Genomic DNA, 22,066 nt, shown 5'->3' on the forward strand with positions numbered 1-22,066 from the left:
ATTCGAGCTCAAAATGAGCCTGTAATATAAAATCCTTTTACGTCAAAGGCGAAATTTTCAGTAAACTATCTACGGTTTATCTGTTGTATCCTTTCACGTATATCTCCCAATTTTTTCTGTTTATTGTCATGACAGGAGATCAAAAATAGTTGGTTATTTACCACATAGTAAATGGCATTCTGCTTAAAAATCCGCCCTAACTCAATGCTTTTCTTCATGCTTAGGGCCACAGCGTAGCTCTCTTCATACCAATTAAATCGCGCATCACCGACTTTTACCTTCGCCCAATTCACTGGAGGAAAAGCCAATTCAAGCTCTTGATTTTTATCGTGGTTATCTTTTTTTGACAACAGGATACTGCCTGGGTTCCAAGCGGTTATAATGGCATAGTCACCTACCATATCTGAAGTGCTAAAAATAAAGTGTGGATCTGAATAAGAACACCACAGTTTTGCATCTATTGTCATATCAACAAAAACCTACTATTTCATCATGACTATTAATATTTGTTACACATGGGCTATTGATATAAATCAACAAAGTGTATGGAATTAACATTTGATCATTGTTAGCATGCTGTTAACATTATAGAATTCGCCGCAATGATGTAGCAGAATAAGTAAGAGACATAAGGAATTTCTCATCGTTGGCAATGTCATGGAAGGCGAGTGACAAACGTAACTGTTTCTATAAATGTGTCACATACACACAAGAAACATTACCTATTTGTTAACTTTTTGCCTAGAATTTATTCTACTAGCGACAAATTTATCACAAGTTTAAATTAGGTACCGCCGATGCAAAGCCCGCAGATTCTTATTGTTGAAGATGAGCAAGTAACACGTAATACTCTTAAAAGCATTTTTGAAGCAGAAGGATACGCTGTTTTTGAAGCCAGTGATGGCCAAGAAATGCATCAAGTCCTTTCTGATAACTCAGTAAACCTAGTTATCATGGACATCAACCTACCAGGAAAAAATGGTCTATTGCTTGCGCGCGAACTTCGTGAACAAGCCAATGTCGCACTTATGTTCCTAACGGGACGTGACAACGAAGTTGATAAGATCCTAGGTTTAGAGATTGGTGCTGATGACTACATCACCAAACCATTCAACCCTCGCGAACTTACCATTCGTGCTCGTAACCTACTAAGCCGCTCTATGAGCTCGTACGCATCACAAGAAGAGAAGCGTACGGTAGAGAAGTATGAGTTCAACGGTTGGGTACTGGATATCAACAGCCGCTCACTGGTGAGCCCTAGCGGTGATGGTTATAAACTGCCACGTTCTGAGTTCCGTGCATTGTTGCACTTCTGTGAGAACCCAGGGAAAATCCAAACTCGTGCTGACCTACTCAAGAAGATGACAGGTCGTGAGCTTAAACCCCATGATCGTACTGTTGATGTGACCATCCGTCGAATCCGCAAGCACTTTGAATCAGTATCTGGAACCCCAGAGATCATTGCTACAATTCACGGCGAAGGCTATCGCTTCTGTGGTGATTTGGAAGAGTAACGACCAAATCAACGCAAAAGGGACGCTTTAGGCGTCCCTTTTTTATCGTCTGCAATTTTAGTAGACGGTATCGATCTCAACATTTGACTGTGACAACCACACTTGCTGTGTACCATCCTCAAGCTCAACGGCAATATCAACGGGCTGGATCGTATTAACATCAATCTGCCAGGCAAAGGCGACTTCCCACTGTTGTTCACTGTGGTTTCGCAGTTCAAAGTCGCTGTCTTCAAGTAGCCAAACCTGCTCGCCCTGCTTGATCACCACCTTACTCACATCAAGATCAGCTGGAATTTGCCCCGGAGACGACAGATTGAGCGATCCAAACACGACCTGCTCACTCACTAACGCTTTGGTTTCACCCACTTTGGGCATTTTATCTATCCACAAATTGGACTCTAAATTCACTTGCTGTTTAGAAAGCATGACCACTTTATTGTTCGACCAACGCTCGGTTTCGGAAGTTTCTGTCATAGCACCACAGCCGATCATTGCAGCGGTCATCGTGAGCACTGTTATTAATTTTTTCATTTGCTTTCCTTACTTTTTAACCAGGACTTGAGTACTTCGATATCATTTGGATATTCGTTTTTGATCTCTTCAACCCAGTCGGAAATGTTCTCCCACCATGCAGGCATATCGGGAGACTGTGCCTTTTGGGCTATTGATTGAATGTGTTTCAAACCAATAGAGCCTGCAGCGCCTTTGATTTTATGAGCTTCAGATGCGATTCCCTCTTTATCTTTGGCTACCATATTCGAGTCCAAGATCTCCACGTAGCCTGGCATCATATCCTCAAACATCTTAATGCTGTCGTAGACAGGCCTGGTTCCCACGATATCCACATAGGAATCTAACATATCCAGATCCAGAAGATGGTCAAAACGTGAACCGTGTTCAACAACCACTTCTCTCTCTTTCTTAGGCGACACATTCTCGGCCAAAGTAAATGACATGATCACATCATTTAGAGCTTTTACATTCAATGGCTTACTGATCGCATCGTCCATACCTTGCTCAATATACTCATTCTTATTTTTTAATACATTGGCTGTCAGTGCCACCAGCGGAGGTAACAAGTCATAACGCTCTCTGAAGGTTTGAGCCACATCAAAACCTGTCATGTCAGGCAATTGGATATCTAATAACACCAGGTCATAGAGCTCGGGCTCAAACATATCAAGAGCTTCCGTTCCGGTCATAGCAACGGTCACCGTATGCCCTAGACTTTCCAACAATGAACAGGCAACGGTAACATTCAATTCAATATCTTCGACCATAAAGATATTAAGGCTAGGCTGCTCAGGAAGTGTAAGCTCTTTGAACAGTGCGCCTTCCACGCAAGGAACTCGAATTTCAACAGTAAAAGTACTCCCAAAGCCCAGCTCACTCGAAGCTGTAATATCGCCGCTCATCAGATTAATAAGCTGCTTTGAAACAGCCAGACCAATGCCAGTACCAACGGCGTGCAAGTTGTCACTACCTGATTTAACTTGGTAATACATCGCGAAGATCTTCTCGAGTTCCTTTTCTGGAATGCCCACACCAGTATCTTCAATTTCAATCGTGATATGCGCTTCATGGTCTTCAACATCAGCACTTACCGTCATGACAACGCCACCTTCCTTAGTAAATTTCATGGCGTTGCTAACTAAATTCCAGATCACTTGACGCAGTCGCGTCGCATCAATCATTACCGCTGTGGGTAGGTCACTAAGACGCTCTAGATCAAATCGTAGTCCTTTTTGATCAGCCATCAAACCAGAAATACTTTCAATTTCAGAAACAAAATCTTCGACATTTGTCGCCTCTGGATAAAGCTCCAACTTACGTCGGTCAAATTTATCCATATCTATGATGTCGTTAAAGATGTTGCCTAAGGTGATGGCGCTGACGTTGATGGTTTGCAACTGCTTGCGCTGCTCAGCTGACAGTTGCCCCTCAAGCAGCATACGACTTAAGCCAACAATACCATTTAGCGGTGTTCTTAATTCATGACTGATAGTCGATATAAAGGTCGTTTTATCGCGGCTGGCTTTTTCTAGTGACTCTTCATGACGTTTTCGCTCTGTGATGTCGCGACCAAAGCCGACCAAACCTAAGTGTCGGCCTTCTTTGCTATAAAACGGCACCTTTCGCAATTCATAATAGATCTTACGACCATCTGGATAATCTAGCCATTGCTCGTAAGTCAGTGCTTGGTTGCTTTCCATCACTTGATGATCCGTATCAACGACCTGTTTGGCCACTTCTTCGCTATATACATCCCAAGGCGTTAAACCAACAAGTTCGCGTTCGCTTTTGCCCGTCAGCTCTTCCATTGCCTTGTTACAACCAGAAAAGCTGCCTTCTGCGTTTCGATAGTAGATAAGATCCGGTGATGCGTCGATGAAAGAGCGCAATAAAGCAGTGCGCTCTGCCAACTCAAGCTGGGTACGTTCTCGCTGATAGACCTCATTTTCCAGATCTCTCATCGCCTCCTCGCGTGCCTCTTCAGCCCGCTCTCGCTCTTCAATCTCTTGATTGAGCTTTAGGATATTTTGTTGCAATTTGAAATTGAGCTCTTGATCGCGAGATCTCATATCTTTGAGCTTGGCAACCATTTTGGCGAGGCGTTGACGGGACTCTTCGAGTTGATCAACCACAACTGACAAGAAATATACTGCCCAAGGAGTGATGACTAAGCCAAAAAATACCGAGCGAACAATATCGATATCATCGACACTGCCGTTTAAAAAGAGAGTAATCCCCACCTGAACCACAACAGCAAGTGCTACCAGGGCCAGAGCAAGAAGAATAGAGAAACGAACAATACCAAGTCGAACAAGCAAATCGACATAATATTGGGCGAGATTTTTAATAGGCTTCATTCAGCACTCCATGCGCGACAACTTTCTCAAGTGTACCCTGTTTAATGAGGATATTTAAGAAAGCCATCTCGCACAAAATGGAGAGGATGAGATTAATTTGAGTTCAGCGTCGGTTTTGTATACACAAAAGGAGTATCCAGCAGCGCTCCCTGGGCGCCATCTTTGGCAAGAGCCCGGCCAATTTCAGTCATGGCTAACCAGCGATTTTCGCACCACAGAGGAGAGAGCAACATTGGACGTCGCGCTGCCGAAGAGACTCTATGATAGATCACCTCAGGTGGCGTTCTACGAATCATTTCACTGGCAATGGCTACATACTCCTCAAGCTCTGGGGCTTCAAGTTTGCCAGCTCGCCAGGCTTTCGCCATGGTACTGCCCTCTACTATGTGCAGGCCATGCAACTTGATACCATCAGTACCTGTACTAAGTACTTTGTCTAACGTCTCTAGATTATCCGAGCGAGTCTCTTTTGGTAACCCAACGATCAAGTGAGTGCACACTTTTATCCCTAGAGAACGGGCTCGCTTAGTAATTTGCTCATAGCATTCAAAATCATGACCTCGGTTAATACGCTTCAAGGTCAGATTGTTTGCCGTTTGCAATCCAAGCTCAAGCCAAATTTCATAACCTTTCTTAGCGTAATCAGACAGTAACTCTAGCACTGCATCCGGGACACAATCTGGGCGTGTTCCCACACATAGCCCGACGATATCGGCCGATTCCAGAGCCTGTTCATACATATTTTTCAACACCTGAACTTCAGCATAGGTATTAGTGTAAGCCTGGAAGTAGGCGAGGTATTTTTTAGCTCGCTTCACTTCTGTCGCTCTGTCTGAGAGTTGACTTTGAATGCTCTGAATCTGGGTCGTCTCATCGGCAAATGAAGCGACATTGCAAAAAGTGCAACCTCCTTTGCCAATCGTGCCATCGCGATTTGGGCAACTAAAACCACCGTGCAGTGTCAATTTGTGCACTTTTTCACCATAACGGCGTTGCAGATCTTGGCCGATGGTATTAACCAGTTCATGTAACTGCATCAATCTTTACCTATAAACAAGAATGAATCTCACTCGAATTATTGAAACTAAATTACATCCCTGCAAAATAAAACCAGGAAACGTACCAGCACTTTAGATTTTATGACCTAACCCAAATCAATAAATATGCAAAAAATCAGGTAAAAAGTGCGATATGTTGCATCGATGTTATAAAACATATTCAAAAAAGAATGTAAAAAAAGCCTTCTAGTCAAAACTTTCGTTGGAATTAGAGGGGACAAAATTGTAGGATACTTACACAACTCTGCCTATTATGTGACTTTTGTTACAAAGGGATATAGCAGATTGAACGGGGATATTCGTCACCCACCGATATAAACCACTAAATAAGTGGTCAGTTAAAATCGAATATCACCAAGGACTGTTTTTCTCGCAACATTTTTCCTGCGAGATGCGGAATGGAATCGAAACCGCCCCCTCTGGCTGGTTAAGAATCAAAATTACAAAGGACAAGGCACATTATCTAGTTTTTTGTGCCTAGATTTAACTGGAAGGAAGTATCTATGGTAGATAGAGAGCAGAATGCACAGGGTCTGTATACTCCAGAATTGGAGCATGACGCTTGTGGTATCGGTTTTGTTGCTCACCTGAAAAACCGTAAATCTCATGATGTGGTCACTCAAGCTTTAGACATGCTGGCTCGAATGGAGCACCGTGGCGGTCAAGGTTGTGATCCATGCAGCGGTGATGGTGCTGGCATCTTATTGCAAAAACCCCATGAATTTTTACTAGAAGAAGCCGTTAAGCTTGGTATCAAGCTGCCTTCTTTCGAGAAGTATGGTGTTGGTGTTGTTCTTTTTCCAAAAGACGAGCATAAACGCGCCCAATGTCGTGACATTCTAGAACGTAATGCCAAGCGTCTTGACCTAGAAATCATCGGTTACCGCGTACTGCCGACAGACAACTCAATGATTGGTGCTGATCCATTAAGCACTGAGCCTCAGTTTGAGCATGTGTTTATTTCAGGCGGCCCAGGTTGCACGCCAGAAGAGTTGGAACGTAAATTGTACGTTCTACGTAACTATACGGTTCGCGTATGTCTTGAGAGCGTCTCTAACATTGGTGATGACTTCTATATCAACTCAATGTCTTACAAGACGCTGGTCTACAAGGGCCAACTCACTACAGAGCAAGTGCCTCAGTACTTCCTAGATTTACAGAATCCAACGATGGTGACGGCGCTTGCCCTAGTTCACTCTCGTTTCTCTACCAATACTTTCCCTCGTTGGCGCCTGGCGCAGCCTTTCCGTTACATTGCCCACAACGGTGAAATCAACACCGTACGCGGTAACTTGAACTGGATGAAGGCACGTGAAGCGATCATCGAATCTGACCTGTTCACTCAGGCAGAAATCGACATGCTACTTCCTATTTGTCAGGAAGGCAGCTCGGATTCATCTAACTTCGATATGGCACTTGAGCTCCTAGTTCTTTCTGGTCGCAGCCTGCCACATGCGTTAATGATGATGATCCCTGAAGCATGGCAAGAAAACAAAAACATGGATCCAACTCGTCGCGCGTTCTATCAGTACCACGCAAACGTCATGGAACCGTGGGATGGCCCTGCTTCTGTTTGTTTCACCGATGGCGTTCAGGTTGGTGCGACTCTTGACCGTAACGGCCTGCGTCCTTCTCGCTATACCGTGACTAAAGATGACTTCCTCGTGATGGCTTCAGAGTCTGGTGTGGTTGAAATTGAGCCAGAGAATGTTGAATTCCGTGGTCGTCTGCAGCCAGGTCGTATCTTTGTTGCCGACCTTGAACAAGGCCGCATCATCTCTGATGAAGAAGTTAAAGACAGCATTGCTAACGCACAGCCATATCAAAAATGGGTAGAAGAAAACCTACTCAGCCTGAAAAAGCTGCCTGAAGCGAGCAACGAATTCAGCCAACCTTCCCCTGAAAGGCTGCTGCACAAACAACAAGCGTTTGGCATTAGCTCAGAAGAAGTGAACGAAATTATCGTGCCTATGGCAAAAGATGGCAAAGAGCCACTGTCTGCAATGGGTGCCGACTGGCCACTGGCGATCCTATCGCACCAGTCACAGCATCTATCGAACTACTTTAAGCAATTATTTGCTCAGGTCACCAACCCGCCAATCGATCCGATTCGTGAACGTATGGTGATGTCTCTGAATACTTACCTAGGTAAAGATCAGAACCTGTTGGCCGAGTCGCCTGAGCACTGCCAAAAAGTAGAACTTGAATCGCCTGTTCTTTCAAACTCTGAGCTTGAAAAACTGCGCGCAATCGACAACGAGCACCTTCAAGCGAAGACTCTCGATATTGTTTTCCAAGCAAATGAAGACGAAGGCAAACTAGAGCGTGCGTTGAAACGCATCTGTCAATACGCTGAAGATGCCGTTATCGATGGTTACTCTATCATCCTTCTGACTGACCGTGCAGTTAACTCTAACCACGCTGCCATTCCAGCTATGCTGGCGGTTGGCGCAGTTCACCATCACCTGATCCGTAAAGGCTTACGTGCTAAGTGTGACATCGTTGTTGAGACGGGTGATGCACGTGAAACGCACCACTTTGCAACGCTAGTGGGTTACGGTGCAAATGCGGTTAACCCATACCTTGTTATCGAGACTATGGTTGACCTACAGCGCACGAAGAAGCTGGATCCAGAAGCAAACATCAAAGATCTATTCGAGAACTACCGTAAATCAATCAACGGCGGGTTACTGAAGATCTTCTCTAAGATGGGCATCTCCACGCTTCAGTCATACCATGGTGCGCAAATCTTTGAGGCTCTAGGGATCAGCAAGTCAGTTGTTGATAAATACTTTACTGGCACTGTTACGCGTATCGAAGGTCTCACGATCGATGATATCGCCAAAGAAGTATTGGTTCGTCACCGCGTTGGTTACCCAACTCGTGAAATTCCAGTGCAAGTTCTTGATGTAGGCGGTGTTTATCAGTGGAAACAGCGTGGTGAAAAACACCTGTTTAACCCAGAAACCATCTCTCTACTTCAAGAGTCGACTCGTAACAAAGACTATTCGCAGTTCAAGAAATACGCGAAAGCGGTTGACGATCAGGGTGATAACGCGGCAACACTGCGTAGCCAGTTAGACTTTGTTAAGAACCCAGCAGGTTCTATTCCTCTAGAAGACGTTGAACCCATCGAAAGCATCCTTAAGCGTTTCGCAACAGGTGCCATGTCATTTGGTTCTATCTCTTACGAAGCTCACTCAACACTCGCTGTTGCGATGAACCGTATTGGCGCGAAATCGAACTCTGGTGAAGGTGGTGAAGACCCAACCCGTTTCGAGCGCAAAGAAAATGGTGACTGGGAGCGCTCTGCGATCAAGCAGGTCGCATCAGGCCGCTTCGGTGTAACGTCTTACTACCTCACAAACTCTGATGAAATTCAGATCAAAATGGCACAGGGTGCTAAGCCTGGCGAAGGCGGTCAGCTACCAGGTGACAAAGTCGATGACTGGATCGGTGCGACTCGTCACTCAACTCCAGGGGTTGGCCTTATTTCGCCACCGCCACACCACGATATCTACTCTATCGAAGATTTGGCACAGCTGATCTACGACTTGAAAAATGCTAACCGTACTGGTCGCGTTAACGTGAAACTGGTCTCCGAAGCGGGCGTTGGTACTATCGCCTCTGGCGTCGCGAAAGCAAAAGCAGATGTCGTTCTTATCGCTGGTTTTGATGGCGGTACAGGTGCCTCTCCAATGTCTTCTATCCGTCACACGGGTCTTCCGTGGGAACTCGGTCTTGCAGAAACGCACCAGACTCTTCTTAAGAATGGTCTGCGTAATCGTATCGTGGTTCAATCTGATGGTCAGATGAAAACACCGCGCGACCTTGCCGTAGCAACGCTACTTGGCGCAGAAGAATGGGGTGTTGCAACAGCAGCACTAGTGGTTGAAGGCTGTATCATGATGCGTAAGTGTCATAAGAACACCTGCCCTGTTGGTATCGCAACGCAAAACAAAACGCTGCGTGAGCGCTTTGATGGTCGCGTAGAAGACGTTGTGACATTCTTCCAGTACATGGCAGAGGGCCTGCGTGAAGTGATGGCTGAACTGGGCTTCCGTACTATCGATGAAATGGTTGGTCAATCTCACAAACTTAAAGTACGTGACGATATTGGCCACTGGAAGTACAAGAACCTCGACCTATCACCGGTTCTGCATATTGAACAAGCTCGTGAAGAAGATGGCGTATACAACCAAACAGAGCAAAATCATAACCTTGAAGAGGTTCTTGACCGTAAGTTGATTCAAGCCGCTATTCCTGCGCTTGAGAAAGGTGAAGCAGTGAACGCTGAATTCCCGATTATCAACACGGACCGCTCTGCCGGTACAATGCTGTCGAATGAAATCTCTAAAGTCTACAAAGACCAAGGGCTACCTCAACCGATGAACGTTAAGTTTACCGGCTCTGCAGGCCAGTCATTTGGTGCTTTCCTGGCTAAAGGTGTGAGGTTCGAAGTCGAAGGCGACGCGAACGATTACTGGGGTAAAGGTCTGTCTGGCGGTACGCTGGTACTGTACCCTGATGCAAAGTCTTCTATCGTTGCCGAAGACAACATTGTTGTTGGTAACGTATGTTTCTATGGCGCGACCTCTGGTGAATCGTTCATTCGTGGATTGGCTGGAGAGCGTTTCTGTGTTCGTAACTCAGGAGCCAAAGTGGTTGTTGAAGGTGTTGGTGACCACGGCTGTGAATACATGACGGGTGGCGCAGCGATTATCCTAGGCTCAACAGGTCGTAACTTTGCTGCTGGTATGAGTGGCGGTGTGGCGTATGTATGGGACAAAGCGGGTGACTTTGAAACCAAGCTAAATCCTGAACTGGTTGACCTAGATCCTATCGAACAAGAAGATCGGGAACTACTACAAGACATGCTAACCAAGCATGTAGAGTTCACAGGAAGTGAAGTTGCTCAGTCGTTCTTAGACAATTTTGAAGCAAGCCTAGCGTCTCTCGTTAAGGTGATGCCGCGTGACTACAAAGCGGTTCTTCAAAAACGTCAAGCACAAGCTGAGCAAGCTCAAACGGAAGAAGTGGAGGCAGTATAATGGGTAAGCCTACTGGATTTTTAGAACACGGTCGTGAGCTTCCACAGAAGCTCGACCCAACCGTTCGTATTGAAGACAACAAAGAATTCGTTCTTAATGAAGAGTTTGGTGACAAGATCAGCACCCAAGCTTCTCGTTGTATGGATTGTGGCGTACCTTTCTGTCACAGCGGTTGCCCAATCGGTAACATCATCCCTGAGTTCAATGACGCGGTTTATCGTGACAGCTGGGAAGAAGCTTGGAATATCCTAAGCTCAACCAACAACTTCCCTGAGTTTACGGGACGTGTGTGTCCTTCTCCTTGTGAAAGTGCATGTGTATTGGGTATCAACCAAGACCCTATCACTATCTGTAATATCGAGAAAACTATTGTTGAAACCGCATACCGTGAAGGCTATGCAAAACCGAAAAAACCTCGCTCTCGCAGTGGCAAGACCATCGCGATCATCGGTTCAGGCCCGGCGGGTCTGTCTGCCGCAGAACAACTTAATAGTGCAGGACACTGCGTTACAGTGTTCGAACGTGACGAAAAAGTCGGTGGTCTACTAAGATTTGGCATCCCTGACTTCAAACTCGGCATGGACATTATTGATCGTAAGATCAACTTGATGGAAGAAGCTGGCGTTAAATTTGAAGTTAATGCGCATATTGGCGTTGATATCAATGCACAGCAGCTTCGACAAGATTTTGATGTCGTATTGCTCACTGGTGGCTCAACGGTTCCTAGAAACCTTCCTATTCCAGGCCGTGAACTCAAAGGCGTTCATTTTGCAATGGAGTTCCTCGCGCAAAATAACCGTCGTGCTAACAACATGGATCTTAAAACTGAAGAGATCCATGCCCAAGGCAAACACGTTGTGGTTATCGGTGGTGGTGACACAGGTTCAGACTGTGTGGGTACATCAAACCGTCATAAAGCTGCAAGTGTGACTCAAGTTGAAATCATGCCGATTCCACCTGAGAAACGTCCAGTGAACATGCCTTGGCCACAATACCCAATGATCATGAAAACCACGACTTCTCATGAAGAAGGCTGTGAGCGCCACTGGAACATCCTGACTAAGGAGTTCATCGGTAACGATAAGGGACAAGTCACTGGTCTGCGTATTGCTGATATTGTTTGGCAAGACGCGAAACCAGGTGAGCGCCCAGGCTTTGATGAAGTTGCAGGTAGTGAGCGTATAATCCCTTGTGATATGGCCTTCCTAGCAATGGGCTTTTTACACCCAGAACCAACCGGTGTTCTTGCTCAACTTGATATTAAACTGGACGAGCGTGGCAATGTCGCAACTCAAGGTTATACCACTAACCAAAAGGGTGTTTTTGCTGCAGGCGATATGCGTACAGGTCAATCTTTGGTCGTACGCTGTATCAACGAAGGTCGTGAATGTGCGCGTGAGATCGATGCATTCCTGATGGGCAACACCAATCTAGAAGCAAAAGCAAACTCGCTGATGCTTTCAGCATAAAAGTAACACTCAGGAGAGCTTCCTCTCCTGATAAGCAATATCCTTCCTTTGGCCAGTACTTTCGTACTGGCCTTTTTTATTGAGCCCATTTTAATTTGAACAGCGCTGCATAGTTCCGAAAACAACAGTGTGGTTTTCATCGTGTGTAGATAAATGCTTTGTAAATGCTCAAGGTTCCTGACTGATTTTTGAACACTTGATCTTTTTCCTCATAACCTATACGTTGTAAAGTTCTTGAAAATCAAACAAATCAATAATGTTAATGTTTTCACACTTCGCTTTATGACCCAAAATAAAACAACAAGTCATTAAAAAGCAATATGTTACTGTCAGGATGACAGCAAGCTCAAAGGGAGATAGACCATGGCTCTTTATGATCCTAGTCTTGAAAAAGACAACTGTGGATTCGGCCTAATTGCTCACATGCAAGGCCAATCAAGTCATAAATTGGTGCGTACCGCAATCTCTGCATTAGACCGCATGACTCACCGTGGCGGCATTGCAGCGGATGGCAAAACCGGTGACGGTTGTGGCCTGTTGCTACAAAAACCCAACTCATACTTTCGGCTTATTGCCGAAGAAAACCAATGGAATCTCAGCAAACAATACGCAGTCGGGATGCTGTTCTTATCCACCGATCCGGTAAAAGCTCAAACAGAAAAATCCGTCATTACCAAAGAGCTAACTCAAGAGACCCTCACGATCGCAGGGTGGCGGGATGTCCCCACGAATCCAGACGTACTGGGTCCAATTGCAACTCAATCACTGCCAAATATCGTGCAAGTCTTTGTTTCTGCTCCTGCGGGTTGGCGTGAACAAGATATTGAACGTCGACTCTATGTCGCGAGGCGACGCATAGAAAAACAGCTCTCTGATGATAATGATTTTTACATCTGCAGCCTATCCACTCAAGTTATTGTTTATAAAGGGCTTTGTATGCCAGCGGATTTGCCAAGATTTTATCTTGATCTGGCTGATCTGCGTATGGAGTCTGCTATTTGTTTGTTCCACCAGCGCTTTTCTACCAACACACAACCACGCTGGCCACTCGCGCAACCGTTTCGATATCTGGCGCACAATGGTGAGATAAATACCATTGAAGGCAACAGACAGTGGGCAAAAGCTCGTGCCTATAAATTCGCCTCACCGCTACTTCCAGATCTGATGACAGCAGCTCCCTTTGTAAACGAGACGGGCTCAGATTCCTCAAGCTTAGATAATATGCTCGATCTGTTTTTATCTGGTGGAATGGATATTTTCCGTGCGATGCGCATGCTTGTACCACCAGCCTGGCAAAATCACCCAGATATGGACCCTGATCTGCGCGCGTTCTATGACTTCAACTCGAAACACATGGAACCTTGGGATGGCCCTGCTGGTATCGTGTTATCTGACGGCCGTTATGCTGCCTGTAATCTTGACCGAAATGGCCTGCGCCCCGCTCGATATGTGATTACCAAAGACAATCTAATCACTCTCGCCTCTGAAGTTGGTATTTGGGATTATGCCCCCGATGAAGTCGCTGAGAAAGGTCGCGTTGGGCCTGGTGAACTGCTTGTCATCGATACTCATCAGGGTAAATTGTGGCAGTCGCATGAAATTGACAATGATCTAAAAAATAGACACCCCTACAAAGAATGGATGGAGAATAACGTTCATCACCTAGTTCCGTTTACAGAGCAATCCAATGTAGAGGTGGGTGAACGCAGTTTTGATAACGATTTATTAAAGACCTATCAAAAGCAATTTGCCATGTCGAACGAAGAAGTGGATCAAGTTCTGCGTGTTCTTGGTGATATGGGGCAAGAAGCGACCGGTTCGATGGGTGATGATACACCCATGGCGGTATTGTCTTCTAAAGAGCGTTTGATCAGCGATTACTTCCGGCAAAAGTTTGCCCAAGTCACTAACCCACCCATCGATCCACTGCGTGAAAAACACGTCATGTCTTTGGCGACCAGTGTCGGCCAAGAAATGAATGTATTTTGTGAAACCGACGGTCACGCGTACCGAGTCGCTTTCGACTCTCCAGTGTTACTGTACTCTGACATGCAGCAACTGCTAGAGCTCAGTAACAAACACTATCAAAACACCTTACTCGATATCAGCTTTGATCCTGACGAAAAAGACCTACAACAAGCAATTCTCGACTTATGCGACCAAGCCGAAGAAGTCGTAAAACAAGGCACCGTTTTACTGGTTCTCTCTGATAGAGCTATTCGCAAAGGCCGCCTACCTATTCCCGCCGCGATGGCTGTTGGCGCGGTGCAAACGCGCCTTGTGAATACCAACCTTCGCTGTGACGCAAACATCATTGTGGAAACCGCCAGTGCTCGTGATCCTCATCAGTTTGCCGTACTGCTGGGATTTGGCGCGACCGCCATTTATCCTTACCTAGCTTATGAAACACTAGGTAAACTGGTTGATGATGGTGCTATTGATAAGAGCTATGCTCAGGTCATGCTCAATTACCGACAAGGGCTTAATAAAGGCCTGTATAAGATCATGTCCAAAATGGGCATATCCACCGTGGCTTCCTATCGTTGCTCTCAGCTGTTTGAAGCCGTCGGACTACATCAAGATGTCACCGAACTGTGTTTCAAAGGCGTTGCCAGCCGCATTCAAGGAGCCGGTTTCCAAGACTTCCAACAAGATCTGTATAACCTGTCTCGTAAAGCATGGAGTAAACGTAAAAACATTGAGCACGGTGGACTGCTCAAATACGTGCACGGTGGTGAATATCACGCCTACAATCCTGATGTGGTTGGCACATTGCAGCAAGCGGTCAAAACTGGTGACAGTCACGATTATCAAAGCTTTGCCAAGCAGGTAAATCAACGACCTGTTGCCATGCTAAGAGATCTCATGACATTCAAAACCGCCGAACAGCCTTTACCTTTAGAGAAAGTTGAAGCCGCGACTGAACTTTATAAGCGCTTCGATTCCGCAGCAATGTCCATCGGAGCCCTAAGCCCAGAGGCTCATGAAGCCCTAGCGATAGCAATGAACCGCTTGGGTGGCTACTCGAATTCCGGAGAAGGCGGTGAAGATCCAAGACGTTTTGGAACCGAACGTAATTCGCGGATTAAACAAGTGGCGTCTGGCCGATTTGGAGTAACACCGCACTACTTAACTAACGCGGATGTTTTGCAAATTAAGGTAGCTCAAGGTGCAAAACCCGGAGAAGGCGGACAGCTACCCGGTCACAAAGTGACCGCTGAAATTGCCAAATTGCGTTACTCGGTGCAGGGCGTTACCTTGATTTCTCCCCCACCTCATCACGATATCTATTCCATTGAAGATCTCGCTCAATTGATTTTTGATCTTAAGCAGGTCAACCCTAAAGCACTGGTTTCAGTCAAATTAGTATCTGAGCCGGGTGTTGGTACGATCGCGACAGGGGTGGCAAAAGCCTACGCTGACTTGATCACCATCTCTGGCTATGATGGCGGAACGGCGGCAAGCCCACTCACTTCTGTTAAGTACGCAGGTAGCCCTTGGGAGCTTGGACTGGCCGAGACGCAACAAGCTTTGGTGGCGAATGGACTTCGCCATAAAATCCGCTTACAAGTGGATGGCGGACTGAAGACGGGGGTCGATGTGGTGAAGGCGGCAATCCTGGGGGCCGAAAGCTTTGGCTTTGGTACGGCCCCTATGGTCGCGATGGGATGTAAATTTCTACGGATTTGCCATCTGAATAACTGTGCGACAGGCGTGGCAACACAAGATGAATTACTTAGACGCGAGTACTTCAAAGGGCTACCTGAAATGGTCATGAACTACTTTATTGGCCTAGCCGAAGAAGTTCGCGAGCTGCTTGCAAACCTAGGCGTTGAAAAGCTGACTGATTTGATAGGGCGCACCGACCTTTTGCAAGCATTGGATGGTTTCACGGCAAAACAGAATAAACTCGATCTCAGCGACATCCTTGAAAAACCGCTGTCGCCTGAGAATCATCCATCCTTCTGGACTCAACCCAACCAGCCTTTTGATCATGCAGAGCTGAATCAAAAGATCATCAATGATTCGCTTGAGGCTGTCGAAAACCAACGCTCTACCAGCCTTTATTACGATATTCTCAATACTGACCGCTCTGTGGGTGCTCGCCTTTCTGGAGAAATTGCTCGTCGCTACGGCAATCAAGGAATGGTCGCCAACCCTATAAAGATCCACCTCAATGGTACTGCTGGCCAATCTTTTGGGGTTTGGAATGCTGGCGGTGTCGAGTTATACCTCACTGGAGATGCCAACGATTATGTCGGCAAAGGCATGGCGGGAGGCAAGTTGGTGATCAAGCCTCACTTAGGCACCGCCTTTCAATGTAATGATGCAACCATCATCGGTAACACGTGCCTATATGGAGCGACTGGCGGTAAGTTATTTGCAGCTGGTAAAGCTGGCGAACGATTTGCAGTACGTAACTCAGGCACTCTGGCTGTCATCGAAGGTGCGGGGGATAATGCGTGTGAGTATATGACTGGCGGAATTGTGGCTATCCTTGGCGCAACGGGTGTTAACTTTGGCGCAGGCATGACCGGTGGGTTTGCTTATGTTCTGGATGAAAACGATGACTTTACCGGGCGCGTTAATAATGAATCGGTTGAAGCCTTATCTTTGTCAGAACTCTACATCCATCAAGAACATTTAAGAGGTATGATTGATAAACATCTCGAAATGACTGGATCTGTGCATGCCGAAAACATTTTGGCGAACTTCGATGAGTGGATTCCAAAGTTCTACCTCGTTAAGCCAAAAGCGGCCGATCTCAATACGCTTCTTGGCCATCAAAGTCGCAGCGCTGCAGAACTGCGCGTGCAAGCCCAATAATTGGAAGGAACCTGAAATATGAGCCAAAATGTATACCAATTTATTGATGTTAACCGCGTTGATCCTGCGAAGAAACCCGTCAAAATTCGGAAAATCGAGTTCGTTGAAATCTACGAACCATTTACCAAACAACAGGCAAAAGCCCAAGCCGATCGATGTTTAGATTGTGGTAACCCATACTGTGAATGGAAATGCCCTGTACATAATTATATTCCGCAATGGTTAAAACTCGCCAATGAAGGGCGAATCATCGAAGCCGTTGAGCTGTCACATCAAACCAATAGCCTGCCTGAAGTGTGTGGCCGGGTCTGTCCGCAAGATCGGCTTTGTGAAGGTTCATGTACTCTTAACGACGACTTCGGGGCCGTAACCATTGGTAATATTGAAAAATACATTACCGACAAAGCATTTGAAATGGGGTGGAAGCCTGACCTATCAGGTGTTGAGTGGACTGACAAGAAAGTAGCCATCATAGGAGCTGGACCTGCGGGTCTTGCTGCAGCCGATATTTTGGTGCGCAACGGGGTTAAACCTGTCGTGTACGATCGCTACCCAGAAATAGGCGGGCTACTCACCTTTGGCATCCCATCATTCAAACTCGAAAAAGACGTCATGCTCAATCGACGCCGCATTTTTTCTGAGATGGGTGTAGAGTTCAAACTCAATACAGAAATCGGCAAAGATGTCTCAATGGCCGAATTGGTTGACGGATACGATGCTGTATTTCTTGGGGTTGGTACCTATAAAAATATGCGGGCAGGCCTTGTCAACGAAGAAGCAAAAGGGGTATTTGATGCCCTTCCTTTCCTGATATCGAACACCTACAAGGTCATGGGCCTTGAAGATCCCAATTCCTTTGTCGATATGAAAGGCAAAAAGGTGGTGGTGCTCGGTGGTGGCGATACTGCCATGGATTGTGTGCGAACCTCCATCCGACAAGGCGCCAGTAATGTCATTTGTGCTTATCGTCGTGACGAAGAGAACATGCCAGGCTCACGACGCGAGGTGAAAAATGCCAAAGAAGAAGGCGTTAATTTCATGTTCAACCTGCAGCCTCTTGGCATCGAAGTCGATGACCAAGGTAACGCTTGCGGTGTAAAAGTGGTTAAAACCGCGCTAGGTGAGCCCGATGACGCTGGTCGCCGTCGGCCTGAACCTGTAAAGGGAAGTGAGCATGTATTAGACGCTGACGCGGTAATCATGGCCTTTGGTTTCCAACCGCACCAAATGAGCTGGTTAGAACCTTTTGGGGTAAACCTAGATCAATGGGGCCGCATTCAAGCACCAAAAGAGCAAAGCTTTATGTACCAAACCAGTAATCCAAAGATCTTTGCCGGAGGCGATGCCGTACGAGGCTCAGATCTGGTGGTAACCGCTATTGATGAGGGACGCAAAGCCGCCGAAGGCATACTAGACTACTTAGATGTGTAATCGTTGGCGCGTTTAAATTCTTTTAGGCCCAGTCAACCTGGGCTTTTTGAGATATCGACTATGAATAAATTATCAAAATCAGCACTCTCTTTTTCAGTACTCATTTTGCTTGCAGCTTGTGGCTCAGGAACAACAACCATGACAGATAGAACCGAAAAACCTTGCGGAGATAGCCCTCGATGCGTGTCGACCCAAGACCATAGAGAGACATTCTCTATTGCTCCGTTTCAGCTTGCTGAGAATGTCTCAATTGACGATATCGAGCGTGTGGCACTATCGATGCCTCGCGCCAAGACCGGCGTAAAAGAAAGCAATTACCTGCGTATTGAATACACCAGCAAAATCATGCGTTTTGTCGATGACATGGAACTCAAAATAAAAGATGGTTGGTTACTACTAAGATCTGAATCTCGTATTGGCTATTCTGATTTTGGCGTCAACCGTAAGCGAGCGGAAGCACTACGCAGCAAACTCATTGAAGCAGGGCTTGTCGTCCAGTCATAATTTTCTGCTTATCTCACCGATGGCTAATGGTATACTGCGCACAACAAACAGTTGATCAAAGAGAGTTATCATGAAAATCGGTGTTATCGGCGCAATGGAACAAGAAGTTTCCATACTAAAATCGGCACTTACCAATCTTGTTGAAACTAAGAAAGGTGGCTGTACCTTCTTTACAGGCCAACTAAGTGATGCGGAAGTGGTATTGCTTCAATCGGGCATCGGCAAAGTGGCAGCGGCGGTAGGAACAACGATTCTTCTAAGTGACTATCAACCTGATGTGGTCATAAATACCGGTTCTGCAGGTGGTTTTGAGTCCACTCTAAACTTAGGCGACGTGGTGATTTCAACCGAAGTTCGTCATCACGATGCAGACGTGACCGCATTTGGCTACGAAATTGGTCAAATGGCGGGTCAACCAGCAGCTTTCAGTGCAGATAAAAAGCTCATGGATGTTGCAGAGCAAGCGCTCGCACAAATGGAAGACAAGCATGCGGTTCGTGGGCTAATTTGCACGGGCGATGAGTTTGTTTGCCGCCCTGAGCGTCAAGCGTTTATTCGCGACAATTTCCCAGGCGTCATCGCCGTTGAAATGGAAGCCTCTGCCATTGCTCAGACTTGTCACCAATTCAACACCCCTTTTGTTGTCGTGCGCGCTATCTCAGACGTTGCTGATAAAGAGTCACCTATGAGTTTCGAAGAGTTCCTACCTCTTGCGGCGCAAAGCTCATCGGAAATGGTTACCAAAATGATCGAACTGCTCAAATAATCAGCCTTCATAATCAAGGATGATATCTATGAATTCGCTGCTAGAGCATGCGTATGCTAACGGTGCTCTCCTCGTCATGTGGGGAGCGCTTCTTTTCCACTTAATATTACCAATCCCAAACAATGCCCATCCACTCACTGCATGGCAGTACATTGCAAAACGGTTAGCGCAGAAGGTCAATACCAGTGGCGATTACCATCAAAGTAAACTTTCTGGTTCTCTCGCTTTAGTCGTTCTGATGACTCCGGTCATCATTCTCTTAGTGGCGTTTCGGCCACTCGTATGGCAACCACAGTTATACGACCTTGGCTTGTTGTTACTTTCACTCGACTGGCGCAGTAACGAACGACTTACCCGTCAATTAGTGGATGCTCTTTCTTCGAATGATAAAAAGCTCGCTCGACAAGTGCTTGGCGAACGTCTTAATCGCGACACTGACACCTTATCTCTAATTGGACTAGGAAAAGCTGGCGCAGAAACTATCATCATGGGCTACACCCGAAATGTCATCTGCGTGCTATTTTGGTATGGCATTTGTGGCGGAATTGGCGCCTTTTGTTATCGGCTTATTGCCGAACTGACAAGAGCATGGAGCCCTGCTCAGCAAAGGTTCCATCCATTTGGTCTCTCCACGGTTAGATTGCTCGCGATGTTAGATCTAGTACCGATGAGGCTTTATGCGATATGTATTAGCATTGGCAATAATACTGCCGCAGTGATCTCTAGCATTAATCAACAAGCTCGCGTTTGGCCATTACCTGGTCCTAGTTGGGTACTGATTTCCGTTGGTTGCAAATCGGAAATAGCACTAGGTGGGCCCGCTATTTATGATGGAACCAAGCATGAGCGCGCTCGAATTGGCGGTAGCGTGGTACCCTCGGCTTATCACCTTATGTGCATACAAAAACTGCTGGCTTGGCGTATCTACGCCTGGTTAATCCTACAAAGCGCTATCATGTTTATAGTTTATCAAGGGGGCTGATTTGACACGTTATTTGACTGCTCTCGCCCTCGTTTTGAGCTTAAGTCCAACCCTAGTATCGGCTACACCACAGCGCATCATCAGTCTTGCTCCACATGCTACTGAATTGGCCTTTGCCGCTGGTTTAGGAGGCAAACTCATCGCGGTAAGCGAGTTTAGTGACTACCCGGAACAGGCCAAAAGTATCGAGAGAGTCGCCAACTACCAAGGGGTTAAGTTGGAGAGAATTATTTCGCTCAAACCTGACTTGATCCTTGTTTGGCCCGCTGGAAACCCAATGCGGGAAGTTGAGAAGCTTGAGCAGTTTGGCTTTAATTTGCATTATTCGACAACCAAGTCCCTGACTGACATTGCAGACAACATAGAAGCATTAAGTGAATATGCCGACGATCCCAGCATTGGACAACAGGCCGCAGAAGACTTTCGTCAACAACTAACCAACGCCAAGCAGCGTTACACCACCGATGTTGCTGTGAGTTATTTCTATCAACTCAGTGAGAAACCCATCATTACCGTCGCTCAAAACAACTGGCCTAGCGTCGTTTTCGAATTTTGTGGTGGAGAAAACGTATTTGAAAAAAGCCCAGTACCCTACCCTCAAGTCAGCATTGAACAAGTTATCGTTCGACAACCCCAAGCCATTTTCACCTCTGAGCATGCCATTGCCAATGGCAATATGTGGGACAAATGGCGTCAACAATTACCTGCCGTTGGGCAAGGGCATTTGTGGTCGTTGACGTCTGATTGGCTTAACCGCCCGACGCCACGAACCTTGCGGGCCATTGAAGAAGTTTGCGAACATTTGCAACACGTAAGAAACAGCTTTTAATTGTGATACCAGTCACAAAATTTCAATATTCATCACGCAAAGAGCGATATTTTCGTAAAATCAGCCCCACAAACCATTCGTTAATTTGAGAATAAAGACCGTGGATTCCATGCTCTATTTAGTCGATCTTTTTGGGACGGCAATTTTCGCAGTATCAGGAGTGATACTGGCTGGACGATTGAAGATGGATCCTTTCGGCGTCATTGTGCTGGGCAGTGTGACTGCCATCGGCGGCGGTACAATTCGAGATATGTCTTTGGGTGCAACCCCTGTATTTTGGATTACCGATACCACTTATTTGTGGGTTATTTTTATCACCTGTCTTACCGCTATGTTGCTGATCCGCCACCCTCGCCGCTTGGCGTGGTGGGTATTGCCCGTTTGCGATGCGGTTGGATTGGCCGTATTTGTCGGGATCGGTGTCGAAAAGGCGCTTTCTTACCAAGACTCCTATATGGTGGCCATCATAATGGGGGTTATTACTGGCTGTGGCGGCGGTATTATTCGTGATGTATTAGCCCGAGAAATTCCAATGGTGTTACGAAGTGAAGTCTATGCCACTGCCTGTATTGTCGGTGGCTCAGGTTATGCGCTGGCTCTCATGTTCGGTTGCCACCCGTCTACCGCGTTTCTCACTTGCATTGTGACAACCTTGATCCTGCGTCTAGCTGCGATTCGTTGGCACCTCTCGCTGCCTACTTTTGCTCTCGATCGTTAATGAGACAATGACCTGAGTCGGCTTATACCGCACAAGCTGACTCAGGC

The 22,066-nt window shown here is 46.4% G+C and carries 14 protein-coding genes; 10 read left to right on the forward strand and 4 right to left on the reverse strand.

Going from position 1 to position 22,066, the window contains the following annotated elements; translation table 11 throughout:
- Positions 1-65: 65 nt before the first annotated feature.
- Positions 66-467: a DUF3293 domain-containing protein gene (locus tag LNL84_RS03495; RefSeq protein WP_244355277.1), complete on the reverse strand. Its 402-nt coding sequence runs from the start codon at positions 465-467 to the stop codon at positions 66-68.
- Positions 468-797: 330 nt separating this feature from the next.
- Here LNL84_RS03495 and arcA point away from each other — a divergent pair, with 330 nt between their 5' ends.
- Complete coding sequence (gene arcA / locus LNL84_RS03500) at positions 798-1,514, forward strand: two-component system response regulator ArcA (RefSeq protein WP_244355278.1); 717 nt, start codon at positions 798-800, stop codon at positions 1,512-1,514.
- 57 nt (positions 1,515-1,571) lie between these two features.
- Here arcA and LNL84_RS03505 read toward each other — a convergent pair whose 3' ends face one another.
- From LNL84_RS03505 to mnmL, 3 genes are all read right to left on the reverse strand, one after another.
- Entirely contained in the window at positions 1,572-2,045 is a 474-nt protein-coding gene (locus LNL84_RS03505) for a hypothetical protein (protein ID WP_244355279.1), read from the reverse strand.
- The gene (gene arcB / locus LNL84_RS03510; protein ID WP_244355280.1) at positions 2,042-4,384 is read right to left on the reverse strand and encodes an aerobic respiration two-component sensor histidine kinase ArcB; all 2,343 of its coding nucleotides are present in this window, start codon (positions 4,382-4,384) and stop codon (positions 2,042-2,044) included. The genes LNL84_RS03505 and arcB overlap by 4 nt, the downstream gene beginning before the upstream one ends.
- 92 nt (positions 4,385-4,476) lie before the next feature.
- Positions 4,477-5,421: a tRNA modification radical SAM protein MnmL/YtqA gene (gene mnmL / locus LNL84_RS03515; protein WP_244355281.1), complete on the reverse strand. Its 945-nt coding sequence runs from the start codon at positions 5,419-5,421 to the stop codon at positions 4,477-4,479.
- Positions 5,422-5,945: 524 nt separating this feature from the next.
- On the opposite strand from mnmL, the gene gltB (LNL84_RS03520) reads away from it, so the two are divergent.
- The 9 genes from gltB (LNL84_RS03520) to LNL84_RS03560 all read left to right on the forward strand — a co-directional run bounded on the left by gltB (LNL84_RS03520) (position 5,946) and on the right by LNL84_RS03560 (position 22,019).
- Complete coding sequence (gene gltB, locus LNL84_RS03520) at positions 5,946-10,493, forward strand: glutamate synthase large subunit (RefSeq protein ID WP_244355282.1); 4,548 nt, start codon at positions 5,946-5,948, stop codon at positions 10,491-10,493.
- Complete coding sequence (locus tag LNL84_RS03525; RefSeq protein WP_244355283.1) at positions 10,493-11,962, forward strand: glutamate synthase subunit beta; 1,470 nt, start codon at positions 10,493-10,495, stop codon at positions 11,960-11,962. The genes gltB (LNL84_RS03520) and LNL84_RS03525 overlap by 1 nt, the downstream gene beginning before the upstream one ends.
- 363 nt (positions 11,963-12,325) lie before the next feature.
- The gene (gene gltB, locus LNL84_RS03530; protein WP_244355284.1) at positions 12,326-16,789 is read left to right on the forward strand and encodes a glutamate synthase large subunit; all 4,464 of its coding nucleotides are present in this window, start codon (positions 12,326-12,328) and stop codon (positions 16,787-16,789) included.
- An 18-nt stretch (positions 16,790-16,807) separates the two neighbouring features.
- A complete protein-coding gene (locus LNL84_RS03535; RefSeq protein WP_244355285.1) occupies positions 16,808-18,220 on the forward strand; it encodes an FAD-dependent oxidoreductase in 1,413 nt (470 codons plus the stop codon).
- A 60-nt stretch (positions 18,221-18,280) separates the two neighbouring features.
- Positions 18,281-18,724, forward strand: a complete 444-nt coding sequence (locus LNL84_RS03540; RefSeq protein WP_244355286.1) for a DUF1499 domain-containing protein — start codon at positions 18,281-18,283, stop codon at positions 18,722-18,724.
- Positions 18,725-18,794: 70 nt separating this feature from the next.
- A complete protein-coding gene (gene mtnN, locus LNL84_RS03545) occupies positions 18,795-19,490 on the forward strand; it encodes a 5'-methylthioadenosine/S-adenosylhomocysteine nucleosidase (protein ID WP_244355287.1) in 696 nt (231 codons plus the stop codon).
- A gap of 28 nt (positions 19,491-19,518) precedes the next feature.
- On the forward strand, positions 19,519-20,472 hold the full coding sequence (locus LNL84_RS03550) for a cobalamin biosynthesis family protein (protein WP_244355288.1): 954 nt from the start codon (positions 19,519-19,521) through the stop codon (positions 20,470-20,472).
- Position 20,473: 1 nt separating this feature from the next.
- Complete coding sequence (gene btuF, locus LNL84_RS03555; protein WP_425244279.1) at positions 20,474-21,301, forward strand: vitamin B12 ABC transporter substrate-binding protein BtuF; 828 nt, start codon at positions 20,474-20,476, stop codon at positions 21,299-21,301.
- A gap of 100 nt (positions 21,302-21,401) precedes the next feature.
- A complete protein-coding gene (locus tag LNL84_RS03560; protein WP_244355289.1) occupies positions 21,402-22,019 on the forward strand; it encodes a TRIC cation channel family protein in 618 nt (205 codons plus the stop codon).
- Positions 22,020-22,066 lie beyond the last annotated feature (47 nt).

The organism is Vibrio gelatinilyticus (assembly GCF_022836845.1).
In the GTDB taxonomy this organism is placed as follows: domain Bacteria; phylum Pseudomonadota; class Gammaproteobacteria; order Enterobacterales; family Vibrionaceae; genus Vibrio; species Vibrio gelatinilyticus.

Coding starts and splice junctions, on each gene's coding strand:
- LNL84_RS03495 (WP_244355277.1), bottom strand. CDS start 467: ATGACAATAGATGCAAAACTGTGGTGTTCTTATTCAGATCCACACTTT.
- arcA (WP_244355278.1), top strand. CDS start 798: ATGCAAAGCCCGCAGATTCTTATTGTTGAAGATGAGCAAGTAACACGT.
- LNL84_RS03505 (WP_244355279.1), bottom strand. CDS start 2,045: ATGAAAAAATTAATAACAGTGCTCACGATGACCGCTGCAATGATCGGC.
- arcB (WP_244355280.1), bottom strand. CDS start 4,384: ATGAAGCCTATTAAAAATCTCGCCCAATATTATGTCGATTTGCTTGTT.
- mnmL (WP_244355281.1), bottom strand. CDS start 5,421: ATGCAGTTACATGAACTGGTTAATACCATCGGCCAAGATCTGCAACGC.
- gltB (WP_244355282.1), top strand. CDS start 5,946: ATGGTAGATAGAGAGCAGAATGCACAGGGTCTGTATACTCCAGAATTG.
- LNL84_RS03525 (WP_244355283.1), top strand. CDS start 10,493: ATGGGTAAGCCTACTGGATTTTTAGAACACGGTCGTGAGCTTCCACAG.
- gltB (WP_244355284.1), top strand. CDS start 12,326: ATGGCTCTTTATGATCCTAGTCTTGAAAAAGACAACTGTGGATTCGGC.
- LNL84_RS03535 (WP_244355285.1), top strand. CDS start 16,808: ATGAGCCAAAATGTATACCAATTTATTGATGTTAACCGCGTTGATCCT.
- LNL84_RS03540 (WP_244355286.1), top strand. CDS start 18,281: ATGAATAAATTATCAAAATCAGCACTCTCTTTTTCAGTACTCATTTTG.
- mtnN (WP_244355287.1), top strand. CDS start 18,795: ATGAAAATCGGTGTTATCGGCGCAATGGAACAAGAAGTTTCCATACTA.
- LNL84_RS03550 (WP_244355288.1), top strand. CDS start 19,519: ATGAATTCGCTGCTAGAGCATGCGTATGCTAACGGTGCTCTCCTCGTC.